The organism is Pseudomonas sp. GL_117, from assembly GCF_057835125.1.
In genome coordinates this window covers 3459283-3485191 of record NZ_CM174418.1, presented here as the reverse complement: position 1 = coordinate 3485191, position 25909 = coordinate 3459283, and the positions used below count along the sequence as shown (strand labels likewise).

General features: G+C 63.0%; 21 protein-coding genes. 17 read left to right on the top strand and 4 right to left on the bottom strand.

From position 1 onward, the window contains the following. The first annotated feature begins 272 nt into the window (after positions 1-272). The 16 genes from tssA to AC3ISR_RS15575 are packed head-to-tail and all read left to right on the top strand — an operon-like array spanning position 273 to position 19761. Positions 273-1826 carry a type VI secretion system protein TssA gene (tssA, locus tag AC3ISR_RS15650; protein ID WP_489324368.1) on the top strand — a complete coding sequence of 518 codons (1554 nt, stop codon included), beginning with the start codon at positions 273-275 and terminating at the stop codon, positions 1824-1826. Between the two features lie 31 nt (positions 1827-1857). Continuing rightward, positions 1858-2355, top strand: a complete 498-nt coding sequence (gene tssB / locus AC3ISR_RS15645) for a type VI secretion system contractile sheath small subunit (protein WP_192300842.1) — start codon at positions 1858-1860, stop codon at positions 2353-2355. Positions 2356-2380: 25 nt separating this feature from the next. After that, positions 2381-3856: a type VI secretion system contractile sheath large subunit gene (gene tssC / locus AC3ISR_RS15640; protein WP_226457329.1), complete on the top strand. Its 1476-nt coding sequence runs from the start codon at positions 2381-2383 to the stop codon at positions 3854-3856. Further along, on the top strand, positions 3853-4272 hold the full coding sequence (tssE, locus tag AC3ISR_RS15635; protein WP_489324367.1) for a type VI secretion system baseplate subunit TssE: 420 nt from the start codon (positions 3853-3855) through the stop codon (positions 4270-4272). The genes tssC and tssE overlap by 4 nt, the downstream gene beginning before the upstream one ends. After that, complete coding sequence (gene tssF, locus AC3ISR_RS15630; RefSeq protein ID WP_489324366.1) at positions 4262-6031, top strand: type VI secretion system baseplate subunit TssF; 1770 nt, start codon at positions 4262-4264, stop codon at positions 6029-6031. Before tssE ends, tssF begins: the two co-directional genes overlap by 11 nt. After that, positions 5995-7002 (top strand): type VI secretion system baseplate subunit TssG, encoded by a 1008-nt coding sequence (tssG, locus tag AC3ISR_RS15625; protein WP_192300845.1) that lies wholly within the window; start codon positions 5995-5997, stop codon positions 7000-7002. The genes tssF and tssG overlap by 37 nt, the downstream gene beginning before the upstream one ends. A 12-nt stretch (positions 7003-7014) precedes the next feature. Then, on the top strand, positions 7015-9438 hold the full coding sequence (locus AC3ISR_RS15620; RefSeq protein WP_489324365.1) for an AAA family ATPase: 2424 nt from the start codon (positions 7015-7017) through the stop codon (positions 9436-9438). Further along, positions 9435-10949: a sigma-54 interaction domain-containing protein gene (locus AC3ISR_RS15615; protein ID WP_489324364.1), complete on the top strand. Its 1515-nt coding sequence runs from the start codon at positions 9435-9437 to the stop codon at positions 10947-10949. Before AC3ISR_RS15620 ends, AC3ISR_RS15615 begins: the two co-directional genes overlap by 4 nt. 42 nt (positions 10950-10991) lie before the next feature. Beyond that, the gene (locus tag AC3ISR_RS15610; protein ID WP_226457334.1) at positions 10992-11123 is read left to right on the top strand and encodes a type VI secretion protein; all 132 of its coding nucleotides are present in this window, start codon (positions 10992-10994) and stop codon (positions 11121-11123) included. Positions 11124-11139: 16 nt separating this feature from the next. Further along, positions 11140-12249 (top strand): type VI secretion system-associated FHA domain protein TagH, encoded by a 1110-nt coding sequence (gene tagH, locus AC3ISR_RS15605; RefSeq protein WP_489324363.1) that lies wholly within the window; start codon positions 11140-11142, stop codon positions 12247-12249. Between the two features lie 5 nt (positions 12250-12254). Next, positions 12255-12722 carry a type VI secretion system lipoprotein TssJ gene (tssJ, locus tag AC3ISR_RS15600; protein WP_463984599.1) on the top strand — a complete coding sequence of 156 codons (468 nt, stop codon included), beginning with the start codon at positions 12255-12257 and terminating at the stop codon, positions 12720-12722. Position 12723: 1 nt separating this feature from the next. After that, positions 12724-14052 (top strand): type VI secretion system baseplate subunit TssK, encoded by a 1329-nt coding sequence (tssK, locus tag AC3ISR_RS15595; RefSeq protein WP_192300851.1) that lies wholly within the window; start codon positions 12724-12726, stop codon positions 14050-14052. Positions 14053-14057: 5 nt separating this feature from the next. Next, positions 14058-14900 carry a type IVB secretion system protein IcmH/DotU gene (gene icmH, locus AC3ISR_RS15590; protein ID WP_192300852.1) on the top strand — a complete coding sequence of 281 codons (843 nt, stop codon included), beginning with the start codon at positions 14058-14060 and terminating at the stop codon, positions 14898-14900. Between the two features lie 15 nt (positions 14901-14915). Continuing rightward, entirely contained in the window at positions 14916-18254 is a 3339-nt protein-coding gene (tssM, locus tag AC3ISR_RS15585) for a type VI secretion system membrane subunit TssM (RefSeq protein ID WP_489324362.1), read from the top strand. Then, positions 18251-18958: a PP2C family protein-serine/threonine phosphatase gene (locus AC3ISR_RS15580; RefSeq protein WP_489324361.1), complete on the top strand. Its 708-nt coding sequence runs from the start codon at positions 18251-18253 to the stop codon at positions 18956-18958. The genes tssM and AC3ISR_RS15580 overlap by 4 nt, the downstream gene beginning before the upstream one ends. Further along, positions 18955-19761, top strand: coding sequence for a serine/threonine-protein kinase (locus AC3ISR_RS15575; protein WP_192300855.1), 807 nt, complete (start codon positions 18955-18957; stop codon positions 19759-19761). Before AC3ISR_RS15580 ends, AC3ISR_RS15575 begins: the two co-directional genes overlap by 4 nt. Before the next feature lie 74 nt (positions 19762-19835). Here AC3ISR_RS15575 and AC3ISR_RS15570 read toward each other — a convergent pair whose 3' ends face one another. Then, positions 19836-20084, bottom strand: a complete 249-nt coding sequence (locus tag AC3ISR_RS15570) for a hypothetical protein (protein ID WP_305390970.1) — start codon at positions 20082-20084, stop codon at positions 19836-19838. Positions 20085-20478: 394 nt separating this feature from the next. On the opposite strand from AC3ISR_RS15570, the gene AC3ISR_RS15565 reads away from it, so the two are divergent. Then, positions 20479-22554 carry an EAL domain-containing protein gene (locus AC3ISR_RS15565; RefSeq protein WP_463984594.1) on the top strand — a complete coding sequence of 692 codons (2076 nt, stop codon included), beginning with the start codon at positions 20479-20481 and terminating at the stop codon, positions 22552-22554. Here AC3ISR_RS15565 and AC3ISR_RS15560 read toward each other — a convergent pair. The 3 genes from AC3ISR_RS15560 to AC3ISR_RS15550 are packed head-to-tail and all read right to left on the bottom strand — an operon-like array spanning position 22551 to position 25819. Further along, a complete protein-coding gene (locus AC3ISR_RS15560; RefSeq protein WP_226457343.1) occupies positions 22551-23384 on the bottom strand; it encodes a metal-dependent hydrolase in 834 nt (277 codons plus the stop codon). The two genes, AC3ISR_RS15565 and AC3ISR_RS15560, sit on opposite strands and share 4 nt — an antisense overlap. A 15-nt stretch (positions 23385-23399) precedes the next feature. Further along, positions 23400-24290, bottom strand: a complete 891-nt coding sequence (locus tag AC3ISR_RS15555) for an SDR family NAD(P)-dependent oxidoreductase (RefSeq protein ID WP_226457344.1) — start codon at positions 24288-24290, stop codon at positions 23400-23402. Then, positions 24287-25819, bottom strand: coding sequence for a flavin-containing monooxygenase (locus AC3ISR_RS15550; protein ID WP_489324360.1), 1533 nt, complete (start codon positions 25817-25819; stop codon positions 24287-24289). Before AC3ISR_RS15550 ends, AC3ISR_RS15555 begins: the two co-directional genes overlap by 4 nt. Positions 25820-25909 lie beyond the last annotated feature (90 nt).

Here is a 25909-nt window from a genome sequence, read left to right as displayed (position 1 = left end):
GCTCATGTTGGCGTCTCTTGGATTTGCTTGAAGTGCGCATGAATAACGCCAGGCTTACACGTTTGTGCTGCGCAAATTGCTGCGCAGGCCTTGATTTTTGCGGTGTGTAGGATATTCCTTAACTCTTGTTTGGTTGCTTGCTGAACGTTTTATGCATGGCTAAGGTTTGCTGGCTTCGCGGCGATCGAGCGAAGTTAATGTGGCGCGCTACTTCGTGCGATAAGTGCAATTAGTTTGCCAGTCCTGCTTCTGACGGTCATGTATGGCGGCCCATGAACTATTCCGATAAGTGCCTCGACTATTACCTTGAACTTGCACGTTCACCTTGCTTGCAAACGAGTTTTGCCGGCAGTGATATGCGTTATTCAAGCGAATATGAAGCGCTGGAGTCAGAACTGGCCAAGTTGCAGTCGATGCACGGCACCCGCCAGCCGGACTGGCAGAAAGTCCGCGAGATCAGTGAGTGCCTGTTGCGCGAGCATTCAAAGGATGTGCGCGTCGCGGTGTGGCTGACCTGGGCGCTGCATGAGTGCGAATCCTTCCCGGGGTTGCTCGCCGGCCTTGGGCTGCTGCGCTATCTCTGCGAGCAGCATTGGGTCGAGGTGTTTCCCGCCAAGCCACGTACGCGTGCCGCCGCCTTTGCCTGGTTGGTATTGCGTCTTGAGCCGCTGTGTCTGCAAAACCTGCCACTGGCCCAGCAACGCCCGCTGTTTCAAGCGATCCTCGAACACCTGACGCGACTCGATGAACTCTGGGCCGGGCACTTGGGGGATGACGCACCGATGTTGCTGCCGTTGCGGCGGCAACTGTCGGAGCACCTGGAGCACGCCACACAAGGCGCACCGGCACCCGGCGCGGTGGCGGGGGTGATCGCCCAGCTCAAACAGGCCACCACCCAATTGCTCGCCCCCGAATCCACCATCGACAGTGAAAAAGACGCACACAAGCGCCTGCGCACGTTACAGGATCAGGCCCGACCCCTTTGCGCCTGGTGGTTGCGCCAGGACGCCACCGACTTGCGCGCCCTGCGCCTGAGCCGAGCCATGGCCTGGCTGACCCTGGTCGGCTACCCGGACGCCAATAGTGAGCGCATCACTAGCCTGCGCGGCCCGGCGCCGGACAAGCTCCAGCGCTACCAGGAGCGCTTCGCCCAAGGGCACTACGCCGATTTGTTGCTGGAGCTGGAAGCCAGCCTGGCCACCGCGATGTTCTGGTTCGATGGCTTGCACATGGCCTGGCAGTGCCTCGCCGCGTTGCAGGCCGAGCTGGCGATGAGCGAGCTGGAGGCTGACTTTGCCCAGTTGCTCAAGCGCCTGCCGGACCTGCCCCAGCTGCATTTTCACGACGGCACAGCCTTTGCCAGCCGCGCCACCCGCGACTGGATCTCGCTGCATGTCGAACGTCACTTGCGTCAGCCCGCGCCGCCCAAAGTGCTCGTCGACGCCACGGCGCAACCGTGGGAAGCCGCGTTGCAGCAGGTCATGTCGATCCTGCGCAAGGACGGGCTCAAGGCCGCCGTCAGCCAACTCAACCAAGGTATGCAAGCCGCCACCAGCGAGCGTGAACGCTTCCAGTGGCGCCTCGCCGTGGCCCGCTTGTGTGTGCTGGCGGGCAAGCATGAGCTGGCAAAAATCCAGCTCGAACAGCTCGATCAGGAACTGCAACACGCCGGGCTGGAACGCTGGGAACCGGCGTTGGCCCTGCAGGTTGCGCAATTGTTGTACCGCTGTTGCGACCTGTTGCCACAAAACCAGGCCGTGCGCGAATGCAAGGAAGACAGCCATCGCAGGCTGTGCCGTTTCGATCTCGAAGCGGTACTTGAATAGGCTTTCAAGCCACAGGAAAAGGAGAAACACCATGGCCAAAGAAGGTTCGGTTGCACCCAAGGAACGCATCAATATCACGTTCAAACCGGCGGTTGGCGGCGCCCAGGAAGAGGTTGAACTGCCGTTGAAGTTGCTGGTGCTGGGGGATTTCACCCGACGCGAGGACCTGCGCAAGCTGGAAGACCGCAAACCCATCGGCATCGACAAGAACACCCTCGACGAGGTGCTCGCCAAACAGGCCTTGAGCCTCACCCTCAGCGTGCCCAATCGCCTGCAAGACGACGCCGACGTCGATGAACTGGCGATCCAGTTGCGCATCAATGCGATGAAAGACTTCAACCCCGCCAACCTGGTCGAGCAGGTGCCCGAACTGCGCAAACTGATGGTCCTGCGCGAAGCGTTGATGGCGCTCAAGGGCCCGTTGGGCAACACCCCCAGTTTCCGCAAAGCCATTGAGCAGGCTCTGGCTGACGATGATTCCCGCGCTCGGGTATTGGCAGAGCTGGGATTGAACAGCGCCCACCCGTGACTCTTCAGTAAAAGGACACTGATGCATGACCACCCAAACACACCTCCAACCCCAGCCTCTGAGCAGCGACGCCAGCATTCTCGATCACATCATCGCGCAGACACTGCTGAGCGCCGATGACGAGGCCTATGGCATTGCCAAGCGCGGTGTCGCGGCGTTTATCGAAGAACTGGTCAAGCCGCACAACAGCGGCGAGCCGGTGAAAAAACGCCTGGTCGACCGGATGATCACCGAGATCGATACCAAGCTCAGCCAGCAAATCGATGAGATCCTGCATCACCCCGAATTCCAGGCACTGGAATCGGCGTGGAAGGGCTTGCAGCTGTTGGTCGAGCGCACCGATTTTCGCGAAAACATCAAGATCGAGCTGTTGAATGTCGCCCGCCAGGATCTGCTCGACGACTTCGAGGACTCGCCGGAAATCACCCAGTCCGGCCTTTACAAACATATCTACAGCGCCGAATACGGCCAGTTTGGCGGCCAGCCCGTGGGCGCGATCATTGCCAATTACTACCTGTCACCCAGCGCTCCGGACGTCAAGCTCATGCAGTACGCCGCCAGCGTCGCCTGCATGGCCCACGCGCCCTTTATCGCTTCGGCGGGGCCGGGTTTCTTTGGCCTGGAAAGCTTTACCGGGCTGCCGGACCTGAAGGACCTCAAGGATCATTTCGAAGGCCCGCAGTTTGCCAAATGGCAGAGCTTTCGCCAGAGCGAGGACGCGCGCTACATAGGCCTCACCGTGCCGCGATTCCTGCTGCGCACGCCATACGATCCGCTGGAAAACCCGGTCAAGACCTTTGCCTATCAAGAAAACGTGGTCAACAGCCATGAGCACTACCTGTGGGGCAATACCGCCTACGCCTTTGCCACGCGCCTGACCGACAGTTTCGCGCGCTTTCGCTGGTGCCCGAACATCATCGGCCCGCAAAGCGGCGGGGCGGTGGAGGACCTGCCGCTGCATCATTTCCACAGCATGGGCGAAATCGAAACCAAGATTCCCACTGAAGTATTGGTGTCCGACCGTCGCGAATACGAGCTGGCCGAGGAGGGGTTCATCGCCCTGACCATGCGCAAGGGCAGTGACAACGCAGCGTTCTTTTCCGCCAGCTCGGTGCAAAAACCCAAGCACTTCGGCATCAGCGCCGAAGGCAAGGAGGCGGAGTTGAACTACCGCCTGGGTACGCAGTTGCCTTACATGATGGTGGTCAACCGCCTGGCCCATTACCTCAAGGTCTTGCAGCGCGAACAGCTGGGCTCCTGGAAGGAGCGCACGGACCTGGAGTTGGAGCTCAACAAGTGGATTCGCCAATACGTCGCCGACCAGGAGAACCCCAGCGCTGAAGTGCGTGGCCGGCGGCCGTTGCGGGCTGCGCGGATTGTGGTCAGTGATGTCGAGGGCGAACCCGGCTGGTATCGCGTCAACCTCAGCGTGCGCCCGCACTTCAAGTACATGGGGGCGGACTTCACTTTGTCCCTGGTCGGCAAGCTCGACAAAGCATGAGTGCCGGCCAAGGGGTGAACGATCACCGCAGTCTGTTCGAGCGTCTCGAGCAGCCGACGCCCACCGGTGCATCACGGGTGACCTGCGTCGCCGCCCACCTGGGGAAAATGCTCAGCACCCGTGCTGGCAGCGTGCAGACGCTGCCGGACTACGGCTTGCCCGACTTCAATGACATGCGTCGCAGTTTGCATGAGTCATTGAGCCAGTCGCGCCTGCAAATCGAGGGTTTTATCCAGGCCTACGAGCCTCGCCTGGCCAATGTCCACGTCCGGTTGTTGTCCCGTGATCGCAACCCCCTGGCCCTGGCATTCGCGATTGAAGCCTTGCTGACCGTCGATGGCACCACCCAACCCGTCGCCTTCTGCGCGCGGCTGAGTGACGGTGGCCATGTCGAGGTGCTGCCCGATGGCATTTAACCGTTACTACCAAAGCGAACTCAGCGCCTTGCGCCAGCTTGGCCGACGTTTCTCCGAGCGCAACCCGGCCCTGGCGCCGTTTCTGGCGGATGCCGGGCAGGACCCGGATGTGGAGCGATTGCTCGAAGGCTTCGCGTTTCTCACCGGGCGCTTGCGCCAGAAGCTGGATGACGAGTTGCCCGAGCTGACTCACTCGTTGATGCATTTGTTGTGGCCTAACTACATGCGTCCGTTACCGGCGTTCAGCATCTTGCAGTTCGACCCGCTCAAGCGTGCCGGGCACGCCGTTCAGGTGGCCCGGGACACTGCCGTGGAGAGTGTGGGGGTGAATGGGCAGCGTTGTCGTTTTCGCACCTGCTACGCCACGCGGATCATGCCGCTGCAACTCGGTGCGCTGGATTACGTTGCCAGAGGCGAACGCGGGCTGATGAGCCTGCGCCTGGACATGTGCGCCCAGGGCAATTTCAGCGAGCTGGTATTCGACGCCCTGCGTCTGCACCTGGCCGGTGATCGCTACATTAGTCAGGGCTTGTATCTCAGCCTGCTGCGGCACCTGGATGGCATCGAGTTGGTGCTGCTGGATCAACATGGCAGCCCGGTCACGGACGCGGCCGTGTTGAGGCTGCGCCCGGACCATGTGCGCCCCGTAGGGTTTGCCGAGGACCAGGCGCTGATCCCTTATCCGCAGAATACCTTCCGTGGCTATCGCCATTTGCAGGAGTACTTCGCATTTCCCGAGAAGTACCTGTTTGTCGACATCGAGGGGCTGGAGGCGCTACACACGCTGCCCGCCGCAGTGCTGAAACAGGCTCGCAGTCTGGTGTTGCGCTTTGACCTGCGGGCGCGCGGGGCGGTGCTGCAAGCGCCGACGCTGGACAATGTGAAGCTGTACTGCACGCCCATCGTCAACCTGTTCCAGCACGACGCGGTGCCGGTTCGACTGGACGCAAAGAGGGATGAATACCTGCTGTTGCCGGGTGAGTACACCCAGGGCACCGCCAGTGTGTTTTCCGTGGACAGCGTCACCGGGTGGCGGCCAGGCGGCTTGGGTTACCAGGCCTACGTGCCGTTCGAATCGTTTGAACATGACGCCAATGACTGCGCAAAACCAGCAAGTTACACCGTGCGCCAACGGTCCTCGGCGCAGCATGGCGGGTTGGATACCTGGCTGGTGGTGAGGAGTGGGCGTGGGCATGAGCAGGAAACCCTGTCGGTTGAGCTGACGTGCACCAACCACAACCTGCCGCGGCAACTGCAAGTCGGCGAGATCAACAGGGCCTGCGAACAAACTCCGGAATTTATCGCGTTCCGCAATATCAGCGTACCGACCCAGAGCTTTGCTCCGCCCCTGGACCAGGACTTCCTGTGGAAGCTGATCAGCCACATGTCGCTCAACTACCTGTCGCTGACTGACATCAACGCACTGAAGGTCATCCTCGAAACCTACGACCTGCCGCGTTACCACGACCGCCAGGCACAGAAGGTCAGCCGTCGACGCCTGGACGCCTTGCGCTCCATCAGTCACTCCGCCGTCGACCGCTTGCATCGCGGCTTGCCCGTTCGCGGTCTGCGCGTCGACCTGGGCATCGACCCCCAGGGCTTTCTCGGCCAAGGCGAAGTGTTTGTATTCGCCTCGGTCCTCAATGAGTTTTTCGCGTTGTACGCCAGCCTCAATTCGTACCACGAACTTCGCGTCATCAGCACACAAGGAGATGTGTACCTATGGCCACCCAGGATGGGCCAGCAGCCCGTGCTTTAACCCCGCTGTCGCGCTGCATCCGCGAGTACTCGCTGTACCAGGCGGTGTTGCAGGTGATTGAGCATTTGCGTGAAGCCCATCCTTTGCTGGATGAGGACGCGCTGTACGACCAGTTGGAATTTGTCGCCAACCCGGGCCTGGGGTTTGCCGGGCACGACATTGACCGCGTGGAGTTTTTCACCGAGCACGGCCAGTTGCGCGCACGTCTGCGCCTGAATGTGCTCGGGCTGTTTGGTGCGGGCTCGCCACTGCCGGCGTTCTACGGCGATCAGGCCTACGCCGAGCAGTCGGGAGGCAACACCACGCGGGATTTTCTCAACCTGTTTCAACATCGCCTGCACCGGCTGTTGCTGCCGATCTGGCGCAAGTATCGCTACCAGGCTCGGTTTCGCAGTGGCGCCGGTGATGCCTTCTCCGAGCAGATGTTTGCGTTGGTGGGCTTGGGCGGTCCGGCGATCCGCGAAGCCGCGCCACTCGATTGCAAGCGATTGCTGCCGTATCTCGGGCTGTTGAGCCTGCGCGCGCATTCGGCGGCGTTGATCGAGACCGTGCTGCGGTACTACTTCAAGCACCAGCGCTTGTTTATCGAGCAGTGGGTGGCGCGCAGCGTGCTGATCGCGCCGTGTCAGCTCACCCGGTTGGGCCAGGCCAATCATGGACTTGGCCTGGACTCGGTATTGGGCGAACGGGTTGCCGACCGTAGCGGCAAGTTCAGGGTGCATATCGTCGGGCTCGATTGGCAGCGCTTCCATGAGTTCCTGCCGTTCGGTGCGGGCTACCAGCCGCTGTGTGCGCTGGTGCGGCTGACCGTGCGCGACCCGTTGGCCTACGACCTGAGGCTGGGGCTGGCCGAGGGCGAAATCCGCGCGTTGCATATCGGCGAACGCAATGTGTGTCGTCTGGGCTGGACCACTTGGCTGGGGCACGAGCGCGCCGACGGCGTGGTCACGCTGGCCGGCAACCTTCATTAAGGATCAAGGGTGATGATGAATATCGACTTGCAACAACTTATCCAGACGTTGACCGCCCGCACGCGTGGCGACCTGGAGCGTGCCGCCGAGCGTTGTGTCAACCGCGGTGGCCGCGAAGTGCTGGTGGAAGACCTGCTGCTGGTGCTGCTGGAGCATGCCGACGGGCTAGTCGGCAAGGCCCTGGCGGACGCCGGTGTGGCAGTGAGCGAACTGCATGCGCTGCTGCAACCCAAGAGCGAACAACATGCCACGCGCAATCCGGTCTTTGCCCCACCGTTGGTGCGCTGGTTGCAACAGGCGTCAATGCTTGCGCATGTGGAGCTCGGTCAGCACGAGGTGGATCACGGCGCACTGTTGCTGGCGCTGCTGCGTCATCCGCTGGAGCACGCGGGCAACGGCTATCAGCGGGTGTTGGCAGGTTTGGACGCCGAGCGTGTGCGCGATTTTGTTCTGAGCCACAGCAGCCCAGCCGGGCAGCCGGTGGCGGAGTCGATGTTGCAACGGTTTACCCATGACCTGACGCAGCAGGCCCGTGAAGGGCAAATCGACCCGGTGCTGTGTCGCGATGTTGAAATCCGCCAGTTGATCGACATCCTGATGCGTCGGCGCAAAAACAACCCGATCCTGGTGGGCGAGGCTGGCGTCGGTAAAACCGCCGTGGTGGAAGGGCTGGCCCTGCGCGTGGTCGCGACGCAGGTGCCGGAGCCGCTCAAGGACGTGCGCCTGCTGAGCCTGGACATGGGCTTGCTGCAAGCGGGCGCGAGCATCAAGGGCGAATTCGAGCGCCGTCTCAAGGGCGTGATCGATGAGGTGCACGCCTCGCCACGCCGGGTGATCCTGTTCGTCGACGAGGCGCATACCCTGGTGGGCGCGGGTGGCCAGGTGGGCGGCAATGATGCCGCCAACCTGCTCAAGCCCGCCCTGGCCCGTGGGGAGTTGCGCACCATCGCGGCCACTACCTGGTCGGAGTACAAGCGCTACATCGAAAAAGACCCAGCCCTGGCCCGGCGTTTCCAGCCGGTGCTGGTCGACGAGCCCAGTGTTACCCAGACGGTGTCGATCCTGCGCGGGTTGGTGCCGGCGTACGAGCGTAGCCACGGCGTGTATGTGCGGGATGACGCGGTGGTCGCCGCCGCACAGTTGAGCGCTCGTTACCTGGTGGGGCGCCAGTTGCCGGACAAGGCCGTGGATGTGCTCGACACTGCCTGCGCGCGGCTGCGCACCCAACTGGCGATGCCGCCCGAGGCGCTGCAGCGTCTGCACGCCGAGCGCGCCGAAGCCACGCGCCAGCAACTCGCGCTGACACGGGACGCACAGGCCGGGCTGCCCATCGATACGACGGCGCTGCAGGCGGTGGGCCAGCAACTGGAGAGCATCGATCAAGCCTGTCTCGCGTTGGCGCAAGACGTGCCGCCGCCACGTAAACCGCAGGTATGCCCACGCCTGATCGCCGACGTCATCAGCGCCTGGACCGGCATTCCCGTCGAACAACTGGCCCTTGAACACAACGACAAGGTTCTAGGGTTTGCCGAGTTCCTGCGCGCCCGCATCCTCGGCCAGGAGCACGCCGTACAGGCGCTTGACCGCAGCCTGCGGGCCGTTGCGGCGGGGCTCAACAATGCCGACTCGCCCGTGGGCGTGTTCCTGCTGGTGGGGCCCAGTGGCGTGGGCAAGACGCAAACCGCATTGGCCTTGGCCGAGGCGTTGTATGGCGGTGAACGTTTTGTCACCACCCTCAATATGTCCGAGTACCAGGAGCGGCACTCGTTGTCCCGCTTGATCGGCGCACCACCGGGCTACGTCGGCTACGGCGAGGGCGGCGTACTGACCGAGGCGGTGCGCCAGCGGCCTTACTCGGTGGTGCTGCTCGATGAGGTCGAGAAGGCCGATCCGGAGGTGTTGAACCTGTTTTATCAGGTGTTCGACAAGGGCCGCGCCAATGACGGCGAGGGCAGGGCGATTGATTTTCGCAACACCCTGATCCTGATGACCTCCAACCTTGGCAGCGCGCACATCAACGCACTGTGCGCCGACGGCCGGCGACCCGGGATCGAGGTGCTGCAAGCGCAGCTTCAACCGTTGCTGAGCGCCCATTTCAAACCGGCGCTGCTGGCGCGCATGCGCGTTGTGCCGTACTACCCGATAACCGGCGCAGTCTTGCATGACGTGGTCCGCCTCAAGCTGGAGCGTCTTGGCCAGCGTTTGCAGTTGCGCCAGCTGACCTTCACCTACACACCTGAACTGGTGGCGCACATGGCCGAGCGTTGCGTGCATAACGACAGCGGTGCGCGCTACATCGACGCGTGGATCGAGACCCGGTTGCTGCCGCAGATGGCCGATCGGCTGCTCGCGGCGATGTCCAGTGGCGAGTGCCTGGCGCACGTCCATGCGCGACTGGATGAGCACGGCGCGCCGCTCTGTGAGTTCAGCCAATGATGCCGACCTTATTCAGCCAATTGCCCGAGCCTGTGGCCTACGCCGAAACCCTGCTGGGCTGGATCACGCGCCTGGGCCTGGAAAACGACGACCAGCGCCTTACTTGCCTGTGCGTGGACGCGGCGGCACAGCTGAGCCAATGCGAACTCAGTCAGTTGTATGGTCTTGATGAGGCAAGCGGGCAACTGGCGCTGATTGCCCAGCATTTTGCCGAAGCGGTGGCGACGGGCGACAGCCATTTGCGGAACGAACAGTTGTTGCACGTCGTGCTCGACCAGCGTAGTGCCCTGTGCCTGGATGACTTGGGCGACAGCCCGTATGACTGTGCATTTCTGCCGGCGACAGCAGACCCTTGGCGCACGTTGATCGGTGTGCCGCTGTTCAACCGATGCCAGGCCGCCGTGGGCGTATTGCTCTGCGCCAGCCAACGTAAAGCGGCGTTGCAGGGGCACGCGCCGGCGCTGGCGCACCTGGGCAGTTTTGCCCTCAATCAACGGGTGTTGTTGCGACGTCTGTACCCTCGCCACGCGGACTGCCTGCCGTTGCTCAACGTGCCACCCCCCAGCACCTATGGCCTGATCGGTGCCAGCGCGGCGATGGAGGAAACCTGCCGCTTGATCGGCAAGGTCCAGCACACCCCCTACACCGTATTGCTGCGTGGCGAGACCGGCACAGGCAAGGAGGTGGTAGCCCGCGCGATCCACGCCAGCGGTCCGCGCAGCGCCAAGGCCTTTGTGGTACAGAACTGTGCCGCGTTTCCGGAAGGCTTGCTGGAAAGCGAGTTGTTCGGCTATCGCAAGGGCGCTTTCACGGGTGCCGAGCGCAACCATCCTGGGCTGTTTGACACGGCGCACGGCGGCACGCTGCTGTTGGACGAGATCGGTGACATGCCGTTGTCACTGCAAGCCAAGCTGCTGCGGGTACTGCAAGAGGGTGAGATTCGCCCACTGGGTGCCAACGCCGCGCACAAGGTCGACGTACGGATCATCGCCGCCACCCATCGCGACCTCGCGGCCATGGTCGCCCAGGGCAGTTTTCGCGAAGACCTGTACTACCGCCTGGCGCAGTTTCCTATCGAGTTGCCCGCGTTGCGCGCCCGCGACGGCGACGTGCTGTTGCTGGCACGGCACTTTGCCGAGCAGGCCTGCGCAGCGCTGGGCAAAGCTGCGGTGGCGTGGTCGAGTGCGGCGATTGATCAACTGTCGGCACACGGCTTTCCCGGCAACGTGCGTGAACTCAAGTGCCTGGTGGAACGCGCCGTGTTGTTGAGCGATGACGGGGTGATTTTGCCGGCGCACCTCGGACTGCCGACAGCTGCGTCGGCGGTGCTGGATGCGACGCTGCGCCAGCGCCTGGAGCGGGTCGAACGGGTCTTCCTGATCGATTGCCTGCACAAGAACCGCGGCAATCGCACCCGCACTGCACGTGAGCTGGGTGTCGCCCGGCGCACGCTGCTGTATCGCCTGGCACGCCTGAATATCCCGTGCCGCGATGCCCAGGAGGAACGCTGAGTGGCACGCGTTGATGACTTACTTTTTTTGCGGAGAGACCCCATGCCTGATCGTCCTTGGCGAGCCCTGGTGCTTGTCGTGTTGCTGCTCAGCGGCTGCAACGCCAATTACGTGTTTGATGACGCCGACTACCGCCCGTTGGGTGACCCCCAGCTCAGCCGTCGTGGCCAGTGAACGGCGGAGGTTTGGCATGCAATTAGTCTTGGAAGCCAGTGGCGACGGCCCTGGAGTGGCGCGCAAGGTATTCGACGGCGCAGGCGGCGTGATCGGCCGTGGCAATGGCTGCGACTGGGTGATCCCCGATGGCAGTCGTGTGCTCTCCGGTCAGCATGGGGTTGTCAGTTACCGGGATGGTCGGTATTTCCTCACCGACATCAGCAGCAACGGCATCGGGCTGGCGGGTAGCGACGAGCGTTTGCGCAAGGGGCAGCCACACCTTATCAACGATGGCAACCTCTTCGAGTTCGGCCCGCTGGCAATCCGGGCTCGATTGGTGGAATCAAGGCCGTGCCAGGCTGAAGGCGGGCCGATTCCCGATGATGCTTTCCTGACGCACGGCCTGCAGCCGTTGATCGAGCCGCAGCTGGTCCCTGATTCTGCCTGGGTAGAGCGGGGCGCGCCGGAGTCAGACCACCTGGTGCCGCCGACGCTTGCCAAACCCGTACATGACGCACTCGTGCCGCAGCCGATTGCACCTGCGGACGATGGGTTGTTCTGGAGCCACTTTGCCCAGGCCCTGGGCATGCCTCTGGACGGCCTCGACACCCCTGGCCGCGAGGCATTGGCGATCAAGGTCGCGAGCTTGCTCAAGCACACCCTCGATGACGTGCAGCAGTGCGTGCGCACCTGCGACGAACTCAAACGCGAATTGCGCCTGGGGACCGCCCACAGCCCCGGCATCAGCCACAACCCCTTGCACGACCGCCAGGGCGTCGAGGCGGCGTTGCAGGCGTTGCTGGGTGACGGCGCGCTGGGTGAACTATCGGCGCAGCAGTCCGTGGCCCAGGTGTTCCGGGACCTGCAGGCGCATCAGGTGGCAATGCTCGCCGCGTGCCGCGCCGCTCTGCGGGGTGCACATCAGGCGTTCGCGCCGCACTACCTGCAACGACGTCTCGAACGCCAGGCCAAGCGCCCCAGGCTGCTCACTGACGGTGCGCGCTGGCGTGCCTATCAACGTTATTACCAGCAACTGCTCGACGCGCAGGCGCCGGGCGAAGGTGAGCTTGGCCGGGATTTTTCCACGGCTTACCAGGAGCAATTGCGCCTGATCGCCACCTTGCATGCTGCCTACTCGGGATGATGTCCATGTATCGAATATGCCTCACAACCCTGTTACTCACGCTGCTGACTGCGTGCAGCAGCCTGTCGCCGTTTTCGACACTGACCAAGCTGGACTTGAGCCTGGCCGCCGGCGAGCGGCTCAACCCCGACTTGCATGGGCGTCCCTCGCCCGTGGTGGTGCGCTTGCTGGAACTGCGCCAGCCGGTGGCCTTTGAAAACAGCGATTTTTTCAGTCTCTATGAACGTGCCGAGCAGATATTGCCCAAGGATTGGGTGAGCAGCGAGGAGCTCCAATTGCAGCCTGGCGAACACCTGGCCCTCAAGCTCAGCGTTGCACCGCAGAGTCGCTACGTGGGCGTGCTGGCCGCATATCGCGACCTCCCGCAAGTGCAATGGCGCGTGGTGGTGCCCGTGGCCCGGCAACGGCGAACCCACGCAGCGCTGATCCTGGACGAACTGGGTGTGCGCCAGATCGGCGTGGAGGAACGCTGAGATGCAGGTGCATAACGTCATTTGGCAGGAAGGCATGCTCTTGCGCCCCCAGCACCTGCAACACAACGACCGTTACTACCAACAGCAGCTCAACCGGAGCCGTTTGCTCACGCCCGATGCCTGGGGCTTCTTGAGCCTTGAGCTGGACTTGCAGTACCTCAACCTGGGCAAGCTGGTCGTCAGCCAAGCCCGTGGTGTGTTGCCCGATGGCAGCCTGTTTGAACTTGACGGGGCGATGCCACCGTTGGTCTTGCAGGTCGCGGCCAACAGCGGCCCGCAAGGTGTTTACCTGGCGTTGCCGCTGGCCACCGGCAACCAGGTCGAAACCCGTCGGCCGGAGCAGGTCGACGTGCTGGCGCGCTATGTCAGTTGCGAGGTTCAGGCGCGCGACGCCAATGCGGGCGGCGAATCCGAGTGTCGGCTCGACTGCGCGCGCCCGGACCTGCGCCTGGTGGCGGGTGCACAGTCCGCCGATCCGTCGCTGGTGACACTCAAGGTGGCCGAGATCGTGGGTTGCACAAGCGAAGGGGGGGTGAGCCTGGACACCGATTTCACCCCGACCTTCATCCACCTGCCAGCCCGTGGCTACCTGGCGGCGTGTTTACAGGAGGTGATCAGCCTGTTGGCCAGCCGTGGCGATGCGCTGGCCGAGCGCATTCGTGGCAACGGCGCGGCCGCGGCGACACAGGTTGGCGATTTTTTGTTACTGCAACTGATCAATCGTACGGAGCCCGTGTTGCGCCATTACGCGAGCCAGCCTCAGGTGCGTCCGCACACGCTGTATCGCGAATTGTTGGCGTTGCTTGGCGAATTGTCGTCCTTTGCCTGTGACAGCAAGCGTTGTGAATGGGACGTGCACTATCAGCACAGCGATCAGGGCGCGAGCTTTCGCGGCCTGATGGACGGCTTGCGCAGCGTGCTGTCGATGGTGCTGGAACAACAGGCCATCGAGTTGGAATTGCAGCAACGCCAGTACGGGGTGCTGGTATGCCCGGTCAGCGATCTGAAGCTGCTTGGCCGCGCGACCTTCATTTTGGCGGCCACCGCCGGATGCGACAGCGAAGCGCTGCGCAATCGCCTGCCAACGCACCTCAAGGTCGGGCCCGTCGAACGCATCCGCGAGCTGGTCAACCTGCATCTGGCGGGCATCCGGCTCCAGCCGCTGCCGGTGGCGCCGCGCCAGTTGCCGTTTCATGCCGGCAAGACGTATTTCATGCTCGAACTCACTGCCCGTGACATTGCGCAGTTGGAGCATTCGGGCGGCTTTGCCTTCCATGTCAGCGGCGAATTTGCCGAGCTGCAACTGAACTTCTGGGCCATCAGGAACTGAACACCATGGACAACACTTACCCGGCCGATGAGAAAACCATCCTGCTTGACCGCGACGGTCGCGGCCCCGCGCAGGCGGCATTGACGGATTACCCCTCACCGCCACGTTTTGAGCAGTTGGAAGACCGCATGATCTACGCCGCCCGTTTGCACGGCGCGCACACCTTTGACCTGGGGCTCAACCCGCTGGTGGCGGGTGCCTGGGAGTTGCTGGTCGAGGCGGCTCAGCTCAAAGGTCGAGTCGGGCGTGAAAGCCTGGGTGCCCTTAACGAGCGGCTGTCGGCAGCGGTCAGCGGGTTTGAACGGCACGCGCAACATCACGGTGTGGAGAGCGCCCAGGTGGAGGCGGCCTGTTACGTCTTGTGCTGTGTCATCGATGAAAGCGTACTCACCGCGCAATGGGACAGTCGCGGCGAGTGGTCGAAGATGAGCCTGTTGAGCCGCTTTCACCACGAAACCTTTGGGGGCGAGAAGTTTTTCCAGATGCTGGAGCGCCTGTCCCGGGACCCGATCAAGAACGTCGCGCTGCTGGAGTTGATGTACCTGTGCCTGTCGATTGGTTTCGAGGGCAAATACCGCGTCATGGAGCGTGGTGTGTTGCAGCTTGAGGCCGTGCGTGACGGGCTGTACCGGCAGATCCGGCACGTGCGCGGTGACCCGCTGCCCATGCACGTGCCTGAGCCGGTGCACTGGCGCAACAGACGCTTGCGCATGCTTTCCATCCCGTGGCTGGGGGTGTGGCTGGTGGCCAGTCTGTTGGCTGTGTATCTGGGGTTTGCCTGGGTTCTGGGCAATGAACGTGTGGCGGCGCTGCAACCCTTTCATTCTGCGGCACCGCCGCCCCTATAACGCTGGGAGCAATCAATGAACGCATTCTTCAAGAGCGCGGACAGCGTGCTGCGTCGGGTTTGGGTTTGGAGCCTGTTGCTGGTGCTGTTGAGCGCCGCGTTGGTGTGGTGGTTCGGACCTTTACTGGCGGTGGATGACTACCGCTTCTGGCAGGGCGTGTCGGCGCGCTGGGTGACGATCAGCAGTCTGTTGCTGTTATGGGGCATCGCCATGGTCTTGGTCGGTGGGCGCCGTGGGGCCCAGACCCATCGCCCGGAAAATCCGCGCTCGGAACACCAGAATCCGGAGAACCAGGCCCGGCATGTCCAACAGCGAGTAGACGCTGAGCGGCGCCAGGTGCGTGGGCGCTTCAAGGAGGTCGTGCAGGCGCTGAAAAGTGCAGGTTGCTATGGCGCCAAGCGTCAGCGCTGGCGCAATGAATTGCCCTGGTACGTACTGATTGGCGAGGAGGGCAGCGGCAAAACCCAGCTGTTGATGGCGAACGGGTTGCTGGCGCCGCTGGATCGCCTGGACGCCGCACGCTCGGGCCGCACCCCATTCTGTGAAGGCTATTTTGCCGACCAGGCGGTGTTGCTCGATACGCCTGGTCGTTACCTGACCCAGCCTGATGCGGCGGTGGATGGCGCGGGGTGGTCGACCTTGCTGCACCTGCTCAGGGCCAGGTGCCGGGCCAGCCCGCTCAACGGCGTAGTGGTGACGTTATCGGTGGACAGCCTGCTCGCCGGCAACACCCATGACCTCGACGTGCTGGCGCGTCAGGTGTATTCCCGTGTGCAGGAGATCCGGCAGACGCTGCATGTGGATGTGCCCGTAACGTTGGTGTTGACCAAGGTCGACCGACTGCCGGGATTTGTCGAGTTCTTCGATGGGCCCACAGGTGACGTCGCAACACCTGTGTTTGGCGAAGCCCTGGCTGGGGGCACGCAAATGCCCGAGGTCCGCCAGGCCTTCGAGCGGTTGCTGCAACGCTTGAGTGGTGAGTTGATCCAGCGTTTGCACCAGGAGCGCAATGTCGAGCGGCGCGGCCTGATGCTGGACTTTCCCCTGCAACTCGCCGGGCTTGGCGAACGCTTGTGCCACTTCATCGAATCGGCGTTTTGTGCCCATCGCTACCAGCGCATCCAGGGCCTGCGCGGTATGTATTTGACCAGCGCGGATGCCGCTCGGGGGCGCTTTGTCCCAGGGTTGTTCCGCCAAGTGATCGTGGCCGAGGCTGACTTTGCGCAGTTGCATAGCGACGAGCGCCGGCGCATTCGTTGGCGCCAGCTCGGCGCGGCCCTCGCCGCAACGGCGATACTCGCAGGCGCCACGGTGTTATGGGCGCACAGTTATTCACTCAACCATCAGCGCCTGGAGCAGTTGGTTGCGCTGGCTCAACCTGTGCCGCCAGCCCCACTGGAGACGGACAGCAACCTGGTCGCCCTTGCCCGGTTGGACCGCCTGTTTGCGGCGACCCAGGTGTTCCCGGTAGAGGTGCGGAGGGTGGAACGTTTGGGCCTGTACCAGGGCAAGCTGAGCGCGCCGGTATTGGACGATGCCTACGTACACGCCTTGCAGCAGCAATTGCTGCCGCAAGTCATCGAGCTGTTGGGAGCGCAGGTACGCGCCAGCCTGGGCGAACGCGAACAACTGCTGGACCACCTGCGTGCGTATCTGATGCTGACGCTGCACGAGCGTCGGGATTCGGTGTGGTTGGCCGAGCGTGTGGGCGCGGCCTGGGCGGTGCGGCATGCCGGTGAGGTCGCGGTGCAGCAGCGGTTGAACCAACATTTCGCGCGGCTGTTGGCGCAGCCGTTCGTGGCGTCCCTCGATGACGCGCTGGTCGCTCAGGCCCGCCAGGCACTGCGCGGCGAGTCACTGGCTGACGTGGTGTATCGGGTGTTGCGTGAGCAGGCGCGCAGCCTGGAGCCGTTGCGCCTGGCTGAAGGACGCGGGCTGGTTGCCAGCGAGCCGCCGATCCCGGGTTTTTACACCAAGCGTTTCCTGCAGTATTTCGAGGCGCAGGGCCCACGGTTGGTGAATGCGATTGCGCAGGACAACTGGGTGTTGGGCGAGGGCACCGACCTGAGCGCCGCCGATCTGCGCCGCCTGATGCTGGCGTTGGAGCAGCGCTATTTCAGTGAGTACGGCGATGTCTGGGGCAACGCGCTGGGCCAGGTGCGCCTGTCGGATACCGATGGCCTGCGCCAGGATGCCGAGCGGCTTGCACGCTTGACTTCGGCCCAGTCGCCCTTGGTGCAACTGCTGCAACAGGTGCGGGAAAATACGCGCCTGCTGCCGTCCAATGGCGGGCTGGACACGTTGAACCAGGTCGCCGGGCCGTTGCCGCTGCCGGCGGACTCCGCCCGGCGCACCTTGCAGCGGCGCTTCGAGCCGCTGCACCAATTGCTCGACGAACAACACAACCCCGGCACCGAGTTGACCCAGGCCTTGCGCCAGCTTGACGAACTGCACCTGCAACTGGTGGCGCTGCACCGTGAAAGTTCGCCGGGGCAGGCGGCGTTTCAACGGGTCAAGCGGCGCATGGAAGGGCAGCCGGATGGGTTGGGCAATCTGCGTGATGTCGCCACGCGCCTGCCGCTGCCGCTTTCGGCGTGGGTTGAAGGCTTGGCGGATGACAGTTGGCGGCACTTGCTGGACGAAGCCTATGTGCACGTCAACCAGCGTTATCAAAGCGAGGTGTACGGTGTGTATGCCAAGGCGATCCGCCAGCGCTACCCTTTCAATGCGCATGCCTCCAGCGACGTCGCTCTCAGTGATTTTCAGGAGTTTTTCAAGCCCCAAGGCATCCTGGCGCGCTTTCATGAGACTTATCTGCGGCCCTTCGTCAGTGCCGATGGCGGGCGCTATCGCCTGCGTGGCCTGGACGGGCGCAGCCTGCCGCTGGCGCGCAGCCTGTTGCCGCAACTGAGCAAGGCGCAACTGATTCGGCGCAGCTTCTTCAACGAGGCCCAGGGCGACTTGCAGGTGCGATTCAGCTTGGCGCCCTACAGCCTGGACCAGGCTGCCAGTCGGGCGGTGTTGCGCATGGGTGATCGGCAGTTGGAATACCGTCACGGGCCTATCGTGGCGATGCACTTTGAGTGGCCTGTCGCGGCGGAAAACGGCCGCAGCAGCCTGGTCCTGGAGCGGGGCGCAGAGCGGCCGCTGGGGTTGGAAAAAAATGCCGGTGCCTGGTCGTGGTTCCGCTTGCTCGAGTTGTTCCAGAGCGAGCCCGCCAGTGGTCGCGATGGGCAGTTGCTCAAGTCCGACCTGGCGGGTTTGCGCGCCACTTTCCTGCTCACCAGCCAGCGCACGCCAAGCCCATTCCCGCTGGGTGAATGGCGCACGTTCCGTTTGCCGGAGCAGCTATGACGCACGCGGCTTGGCACAGCGCCGGGCGTACGCAGCGTGGCAAGCAGCGAATGCGCAACGAGGATGCGTTTCTCGATTGCCCGCAGCAAGGCTACTGGGCGGTGGCCGATGGCATGGGTGGGCATCAGGCCGGCGATGTTGCCAGCCAGGCAGTCATCGACAGTCTGGCCAGGTTGAACGAGTGCGGCACGTTTGAGCAACGGATCGAGTCGATGCGCCGCTGCCTGCAACGGCTCGACCGGCAGTTGGGCGTGCAGCGCGCACACGGCCGGATGGGCAGCACGGTCGTCGCGTTGCTGCTGGAGGGCCGTCGCGCCGCCTGCGTGTGGGCGGGCGACAGCCGTTGTTACTTGTGGCGCGGGCAGTGTTTGTACCAGTTGTCGCGGGATCACTCCTGGCAGGAGCGCTTGATGGTCGAGCAGCAGCTCAACCGCCAACAGGCCCAGGCGCATCCGGATGCGAGAGCCTTGACCCGTGCGGTGGGCGGGCGCGAGCCGTTGGCGCTGGAGGTCCTCGAACTTTGCACGCGTCCCGGTGATGTATTCCTACTCTGCAGCGATGGCCTGTACCAGGCGCTCAGTCACTGCGAACTGGGCAGTGCCATGGGCCACGGTTCGCCGCAACAGATGGTGGACCGTTTGTTCAGCCAAGTGTTGCGCGGGCCCGCCCGGGATGACCTGACGGCCGTTGTGGTGCAGGCATGAACGAGACACGCCTGCTCGCCGGGCGGTATCAGTTGGAGCGGGAGCTGGGCCGCGGTGGCATGGGCGTCGTGTATCGCGCCCGCGATCTGTTGCACGAGCAATTTGGCGAGCCGTGTTCCCGTGTGGCGTTGAAGTTGCTGGGCGACTGTTTGACCCAGTCCAGCGATGCGCATGTGCTGTTGTACAGCGAGTTTGCGCTGACCCGCAGCCTGCGCCATGAGCGGATCGTCCGCGCGTTTTCGTTCGAGGTCGATACCGCCAGCCAGGTCGCGCTTTTTACTCTGGAGTTGCTGCACGGGATGACGTTGGACCGCCTGCTGTTGGAGCGTCCCGGCGGACTGCCCTGGCGGGAGTTGCAGCCAGTGGCGGTGCAATTGCTCGATGCGTTGGTTTACGCCCACGGGCAGGGCGTGCTGCACGGTGATTTGAAGCCGGGCAATGTGATGCTCGGCGAGGAGGGGGTTCGCTTGTTCGATTTCGGTCTGGGCCATGGCCAGAAACAGGGCTTGCCGAGTCTGAGCCGCAACCGTTTCAACGCGTGGACCCCGGCGTACGCAGCGCCGGAGTTACGCGATGGCGCTGTGCCGACTGCCGCTGCCGACCTGTATGGTGTGGCGTGCCTGTTGTACGAACTGGCGCAGGGCAGTCGCGCTACCGATATTCAAAACCGCCCCCGGCAATGGCCGAGGCAATGCTGGCCGGCGCTGAAGACCGCACTGACCGCCGACCCCGAGCGTCGCGCCATCACGGTCGCCGAATTGCGCAACGTGATCCGCCGCACGCCACATCATGGATGGCTGTAACCCGCGGTCTTGCTGAAACACCGCGGCGGCCCGTTTGGGGCGGCTTCGCCCCCCAGCGCGGGCAAGCTCGCTCACTACAGGTCGAGTTGTCGGCGGCGGGAGTGTTTGCGCAGGCGCCGGTCATTCCAGTGCCTTATGGGTTTGAGCGTAAACAGCAGCACGTACGCGACCAGGACGGTGGCCAAGTCCATCGAATCGTCGCCGAGTTGACCGGTAAATTGTTCCACCACGTCCTTGATCATCAACATCAATGAAACCCCACACAGCCACAGCAATACGTAGAGCAGTATCGGGCGCACGGTTCCTGATGGTTTTTCTGACATGTTGACCCTCTTTTCCCTGAAGCCGATTTCCTCGCAGATATTACCGATCGACCCGGGCTCAGGGACGCTCCCCAGTCAAAAATCCAATTAATGGTAGTGCTCAGGCTCATTACGGCGAGACCAAAGAAGCGCGGTAATACCTGCCCTTGGATTGACTATAGCGGGCTTGAGCAGATTCGCCTGAAGGGCCATGGCAGGAGAGCGGGCGACAGGGGGTGAGGATGAATTGGTCGAATGAGTGGGTCGAGTGCAATAAGGCAATTCAAACGACAACTCAATAATTGGCGTTGCCGTGCTAAAAACCTTTTGCTCCCGGCCTAAGGACGTGTAGCGTTAGGCGGTATTTTCGACCCTGTTTTCCAGGGGCGTGGAGCGATGGACAGAGGGATGGGTCATGGCGCAAACGCTGTTCAAGCTGTTCTTCACCCAGCGTCTGGCCGCCTTGGCCAGCACCGAGTCATTGCGTGCTATCCGCGAGGGATTGTTGTGGATCCTGCCATGCCTGCTGGTATCGGCGGGGTTTCTGATCCTGTCCGAATGCGCCCGGGTACTGGGTTTCGATGCGCAGGTGGTGAGTTTACTGGCCGGGTTGCATAACCAGATCAGCTCGGTGATTCCGCTGCTGGTGGCTGCTTCCATTGGCTACATGCTGGCGATCCAGTACCGCTTGCCCCAGCTTCCCGTTGCGTTTCTGTGCCTGGCCCACGTGGTGATCGCGACTTTCATCCTGCGTGAGTACCCTCGGGCATCGGCCACGTTTGTGTTGTTTATCGCGATTGCTTCGCCCCTGATCAATGTGCCGGCAATTGCCTGGTTGCACCGTTTGCGCTGGACACGCCTGGTCAACGAGGACCTGGTGGGGCACAACCTGCGAGGCACCATCAATATGGTGGTGCCCGGTGCAATCACCGCGCTGGCCTTGGTGCTGGTGTTGTCGTTGCTTTTGCAGATTCCCTATGTCGCCCAGTTGCAGGGCCCGCAAGTGCTTGAAGCCCTGGACTCGCCCTACCGCAGCGGCTTGTTCGTGACGCTGATGAATTCGCTGCTGTGGTTTTTTGGCATCCACGGCGTGTACGCCATGCAACCGCTGTTCGATGTGCTCGACCAGGCCGTGGTGCTCAATGGCACGGCGTTGGCCGCCGGGGAGCCGATCAAGTATCTGCTCAACAGCGGACTGCTCGGCAGCTTCGCCTTTATCGGCGGTTCGGGCGGTGCGCTGTGCCTGTTGCTGGCGATCCTGCTGTTCTCCAAGAGCCAGTCCATGCGGTTGCTGGCGATTGCCAGTCTGCCGCTGTCACTGTTCAACGTCAGCGAGGTGCTGTTGTTTGGCTTGCCGATCATCCTCAACCCGCGCTTGTTCATTCCGTTCCTGGTGGTACCGGCCCTGAATGGGATGGTCGCGTTGACCGCAGTGCAACTGGGCTGGGTGATGCCGGCGGTGGCCAGCGTGCCGTTCACCTCGCCGGTGCTGCTCAACGCCTACCTCAGTACCCACGGCGATATGGCGGCCGTGGTCCTGCAAGTGCTGCTGCTGGGCCTGGGCACGCTGGTCTACGCCCCCTATGTGCGAGCGATCCATCGTCAGCCAGCCGAAGGCGGGACGGTGTACCTGCGTTCGATGGACATGACCTTTCGCGGCCTTGAAGAAAAGGGCCGCCTGCTCGAAGCCGACCCGGTGCTCGCATCCCACAAGGCCCTCGCACGCCAGGCCAGTGAGCTGAGTCGTATCCAGCAGATCAGCGACTACGAGTTCTACCTCGAGTACCAACCCCAAGTGTCGACCCTGACTGGCTTGTGCACCGGCTGCGAAGCCCTGATGCGTGCGCGTGACAGCCACGGCACGGTGCATTCGCCGTGGGAGTTCCTGCAGTGGCTGGCGCAGGCGCGCCTGATGCCGGACGTGGATGTGTGGGTGGCCTCCGAGGCGGTGCGCCAGTACCAGAAATGGCACGCCCTGGGGTTTGCGTTACCGATGACGATCAATATTTCCAGCGCGACCCTGACCGACCCGGCCTACGGCAACCGCCTGGTGAAGATCCTCGCCCAGGCCCGAGGCCAGGTGTCGGTGGAAATCACCGAGGACGCCCTGGTCAGTGACATCCAGGCCACGCGCCAGACCATCCAGAAGCTGCAGGCCATCGGCGCCAAGGTGTATATCGATGATTTCGGTACCGGGTTCTCTGCCCTGAGCTACCTGCACCAGTTTCCGGTGGATTTCATCAAGATCGACCGCAGCTTCGTCGTTGCCCAACACGACCCCAAGGGCGCTCAAGTGTTGACCGGCATGTTGCGCTTCTGCGAGGCGTTGAACCTGGGGGTGGTCGTCGAAGGCGTTGAGACCGCCGAGCAGTTGGCGTTCTTGAATACCGGCAGCGAGCTGTTTATCCAGGGCTGGTATTTCAGCAAGGCGCTGCCGGGCGATCAGTTGCCGGGGTTTGTACGTGAGCGCGCCGCCCTGGCCGAGCCCTAGGTGGATGTGTAGGTACGCTCGATCTCTTCGATCAGTCCATCGATGCGTTCCAGACGGGCGCGGTTGTCGTGGTCCCAGGGGTGAAACCCTGGCCGGAAGTAATCCAGCCAAGGCCGCAGCATCCGTGGGAATACGCCTTTTGGCCCATACAGAAACTTCAGCATGCGCCAGAAGCCCTTCAGGTGCCCGCCGGCCTTGCGGTCGGCAATCAGCAGGCGCAGGTGAAAATCGAACACCACCAGCCAGAAGAACAGCGTGGTCGTCAGCATGGTCCCGGTGCGCAGCAGGTAGCGCTTGGGGCCGGGCTTGATTACGCGGGACCACACGTCGAAGGCCACGGCCTTGTGTTCGGTTTCTTCGAGGGCGTGCCAGTACCACATCTGTTGGTAACCCTTGAGTGAGTTGCCAAAACGCGACGGGTCACTGAGCAGGATCTCCGCGAGCATCGCGGTGTAGTGCTCAAGGGCGATGGTGATCGCCAGGTTGAATGACGGCGGGAAGTGTTTCTTCTGCCAGTCGAGGATGAACTTGAGGCGTCGGTCCAGGGTGTGCGCGGGCAGGCCGGCGGCTTGCAGCAGGTCGTTGTAGGCCACGTGTTCGCGGCTGTGCATGGCTTCCTGGCCGATAAAACCCTGGATCTGCTGTTTCAGCTCTGGATCGTCGATGCGCGAGCGGTAGTGGCGCACGCTGTCCATGAAAAACAGTTCGCCCTGGGGAAACAGCAGTGACAGCGCATTGAAAAAATGCGTGATGAACGGGCCTTGTTCATGCCAGTCCTTGATGTGTTCGGCGGGCAAGGCAAAGCGGATGTCGCGACGGATCGGCAGCATGGTGTGTGCTCCTGTTCAGAGACGGGGCTCGTCGTTGGTTTCCAGGACCGGCGTGCGCGGTTTGGGGGCCATGCGTTTGCTGGCGAACACCACCAGCGCTTGGTAGGCCGCCGGCAGGCAGCGGGCGAGCAGGTCGAGAAAGTAGGCGTCCCGGCCGATCAACACGCGGCGCTTATTGCGGCGTACGCCTTGCAGGATCACCTTGGCGGCCGTGTCGGCGTCGGTGATAAACAGCTTCTCGAAGTCGGCGCGGGCTTGTTGCTCGCTGTGAATCAGAAAGCCGGTCATGTTCGCGTCGATGCGGCTGCTGCGGCAGATGTCGGTGCGGATGCCGCCGGGGTGCACGCAGGTCGCCGAGACACCGCAGCGTTGCAGGTCGAGTTCCTGGCGCAGGGCTTCGGTAAAGCCGCGCACGGCGAACTTGGTGGCGTTGTAGCCGCTCATGCCCGGCTGGGCGAACAGGCCGAACACGCTCGAGGTGTTGATCACATGCCCATCGCCACTGGCTTTGAGGTACGGCAGGAATGCCTTGGTGCCGTGCACCACGCCCCAGAAATTGATGCCGACGATCCATTCCAGGTCGGTGTAGTCGACCCCTTCCACGGTGCTCGACAGCGCCACACCGGCGTTGTTGAAAATCAGGTTGACCTGGCCGTGCCGGGCGAACGTGTCGCTGGCCCAGGCTTGCATGGCCTCGCGGTCGGACACATCCAGCACCTGCGTGGTGAGCGTGATCGGCGCCAGCGTCATGGTCTTGATGATTGCCTCGGTCTGCGCCAGGCCCTGGGCATTTTTGTCTGCCAGTGCCAGGTGGCAACCTTCCCGTGCCAACGCCAGGGCCAGCGCACGGCCCATGCCGGAGGCGGCGCCGGTGATTGCGGCCACGCGGCCGTTGAACGATTTCATGACAGGCTCCCTTCGACGGTGGCGTGGGGCGCAGTGACGGCGGCCGCCTGGATCGGCAGCAACTGGGCGACGTAGTCCTTGAGCGCGAAATGCCGGGTGACCTGCTTGAAGCGCCAGGTCGAACCGGGCCACAGGGTGGTGTTCTTGCCGGTGCGCGGGTCGAGGTACCAGCTCTGGCAGCCGCCGGTGTTCCAGATGGTGCGCTTGAGCCGGTCTTGCAGTTGGCGGTTGTAGACCTCTTCCACGGCGGGCTTGACGTCGACGCTGGCGATGCGATGGCGCTGCATTTGCCGCAGGGCGTCGAGGATGTAAGTCACCTGGGCCTCGATCATCAGAATCATCGAGTTGTGCCCCAGGCCGGTGTTGGGGCCGACGATCAGGAACAGGTTCGGGTAGCCCGGCACGGTGGTGCCTTTGTAGGCATGGGCGCCATCGCGCCAGGTGTCCAGCAGGTCGATGCCGCCACGGCCGATGATGCAGTCGCGCGGCAGTGGGGCGGTGGCCTGGAAACCGGTACCGAAGATCAGGCAATCGGCCGGGTGCTTGATGCCGTTGGCGGTGACCACGCCATCGGCTTCGATGCGCTGCACGGTGTCGGTGATCACCTCGACGTTGCTGCGGGACAGCGCCGGGTAGTAGTCATTCGAGATCAGCACGCGCTTGCAGCCGATGGTGTAGTCCGGCGTCAGGGTCTTGCGCAGGGAAGGGCGGGCCACTTGCCGGTGCAGGTGGCGCTGGGCGATTTTTTGCACCATGGTCATCAACCGTGGATGCAGGGCAAAGCCCACCACACGGCCTTCCAGCGCCCAATAGAAGGCGCCGCGGACCAGGCGCTGGGTGAACGGCAGGTGCTTGAACAGCCAGCGTTCGAGCGATGAGATCGCCCGGTCCGGCTTGGGCATGATCCACGGTGGCGTGCGCTGGAACAGGTCCAGATGGGCAACCTGCGGCGCAATCTGTGGCACGAACTGGATGGCACTGGCGCCGGTGCCGATCACCGCGACGCGTTTGCCTTTGAGTGAGTAGTCGTGGTCCCACTGCTGGGAGTGGAAGCGTTTGCCCTTGAAACTCTCGAGCCCCGGGATCGCTGGCAGTGCCGGACGCGACAACCCGCCCATGCCCGACACCAGCACGCGCGCGCTGACCTGACGGCCGTCGCTGAAGCGCAGTTGCCAGCGTTGTTGTGCCTCGTCGAACACGGCGCGCTCAAGGCCCATGCCAAAACGCAGGAACGGCGCCAGTTCATAACGCCGGGCGCATTGCTCCAGGTAGGCGCGGATCTCGGCTTGCGGCGCGAACTGCCGGGTCCAGTCCGGGTTGGGGGCAAAGGAAAACGAATACACGTGGGATTGCACGTCGCAGGCGCAACCGGGGTAGCTGTTATCACGCCATGTGCCGCCGAGGGTGTCGGCTTGTTCGGCGATAAAGAAGTCGCGCCAGCCGGCTTCCTTGAGCTTGATGGCCATGCACAAGCCGGCAAAGCCGGAACCGATGATGGCGATGTCGATGACCTCGTCGTGGGCATTCATAGGCAGTCCTTCGTGGGCATCTGCGGTGCTCCTGTTTTTGTTTTGTCTTTTAGATAAAACACCATTGCAAAGGAAAATTGAATTATTTAT

Excerpts from the sequence above, each read along its gene's own strand:
- AC3ISR_RS15620 (WP_489324365.1), top strand. The coding sequence starts at position 7,015 with ATGATGAATATCGACTTGCAACAACTTATCCAGACGTTGACCGCCCGC.
- AC3ISR_RS15555 (WP_226457344.1), bottom strand. The coding sequence starts at position 24,290 with ATGAAATCGTTCAACGGCCGCGTGGCCGCAATCACCGGCGCCGCCTCC.
- tssG (WP_192300845.1), top strand. The coding sequence starts at position 5,995 with ATGGCCACCCAGGATGGGCCAGCAGCCCGTGCTTTAACCCCGCTGTCG.
- tssJ (WP_463984599.1), top strand. The coding sequence starts at position 12,255 with ATGTATCGAATATGCCTCACAACCCTGTTACTCACGCTGCTGACTGCG.
- tagH (WP_489324363.1), top strand. The coding sequence starts at position 11,140 with ATGCAATTAGTCTTGGAAGCCAGTGGCGACGGCCCTGGAGTGGCGCGC.
- AC3ISR_RS15570 (WP_305390970.1), bottom strand. The coding sequence starts at position 20,084 with ATGTCAGAAAAACCATCAGGAACCGTGCGCCCGATACTGCTCTACGTA.
- AC3ISR_RS15565 (WP_463984594.1), top strand. The coding sequence starts at position 20,479 with ATGGCGCAAACGCTGTTCAAGCTGTTCTTCACCCAGCGTCTGGCCGCC.
- AC3ISR_RS15615 (WP_489324364.1), top strand. The coding sequence starts at position 9,435 with ATGATGCCGACCTTATTCAGCCAATTGCCCGAGCCTGTGGCCTACGCC.
- AC3ISR_RS15550 (WP_489324360.1), bottom strand. The coding sequence starts at position 25,819 with ATGAATGCCCACGACGAGGTCATCGACATCGCCATCATCGGTTCCGGC.
- tssA (WP_489324368.1), top strand. The coding sequence starts at position 273 with ATGAACTATTCCGATAAGTGCCTCGACTATTACCTTGAACTTGCACGT.
- AC3ISR_RS15560 (WP_226457343.1), bottom strand. The coding sequence starts at position 23,384 with ATGCTGCCGATCCGTCGCGACATCCGCTTTGCCTTGCCCGCCGAACAC.
- AC3ISR_RS15580 (WP_489324361.1), top strand. The coding sequence starts at position 18,251 with ATGACGCACGCGGCTTGGCACAGCGCCGGGCGTACGCAGCGTGGCAAG.
- tssM (WP_489324362.1), top strand. The coding sequence starts at position 14,916 with ATGAACGCATTCTTCAAGAGCGCGGACAGCGTGCTGCGTCGGGTTTGG.
- AC3ISR_RS15610 (WP_226457334.1), top strand. The coding sequence starts at position 10,992 with ATGCCTGATCGTCCTTGGCGAGCCCTGGTGCTTGTCGTGTTGCTGCTC.
- icmH (WP_192300852.1), top strand. The coding sequence starts at position 14,058 with ATGGACAACACTTACCCGGCCGATGAGAAAACCATCCTGCTTGACCGC.
- tssC (WP_226457329.1), top strand. The coding sequence starts at position 2,381 with ATGACCACCCAAACACACCTCCAACCCCAGCCTCTGAGCAGCGACGCC.
- tssE (WP_489324367.1), top strand. The coding sequence starts at position 3,853 with ATGAGTGCCGGCCAAGGGGTGAACGATCACCGCAGTCTGTTCGAGCGT.
- tssK (WP_192300851.1), top strand. The coding sequence starts at position 12,724 with ATGCAGGTGCATAACGTCATTTGGCAGGAAGGCATGCTCTTGCGCCCC.
- tssB (WP_192300842.1), top strand. The coding sequence starts at position 1,858 with ATGGCCAAAGAAGGTTCGGTTGCACCCAAGGAACGCATCAATATCACG.
- AC3ISR_RS15575 (WP_192300855.1), top strand. The coding sequence starts at position 18,955 with ATGAACGAGACACGCCTGCTCGCCGGGCGGTATCAGTTGGAGCGGGAG.
- tssF (WP_489324366.1), top strand. The coding sequence starts at position 4,262 with ATGGCATTTAACCGTTACTACCAAAGCGAACTCAGCGCCTTGCGCCAG.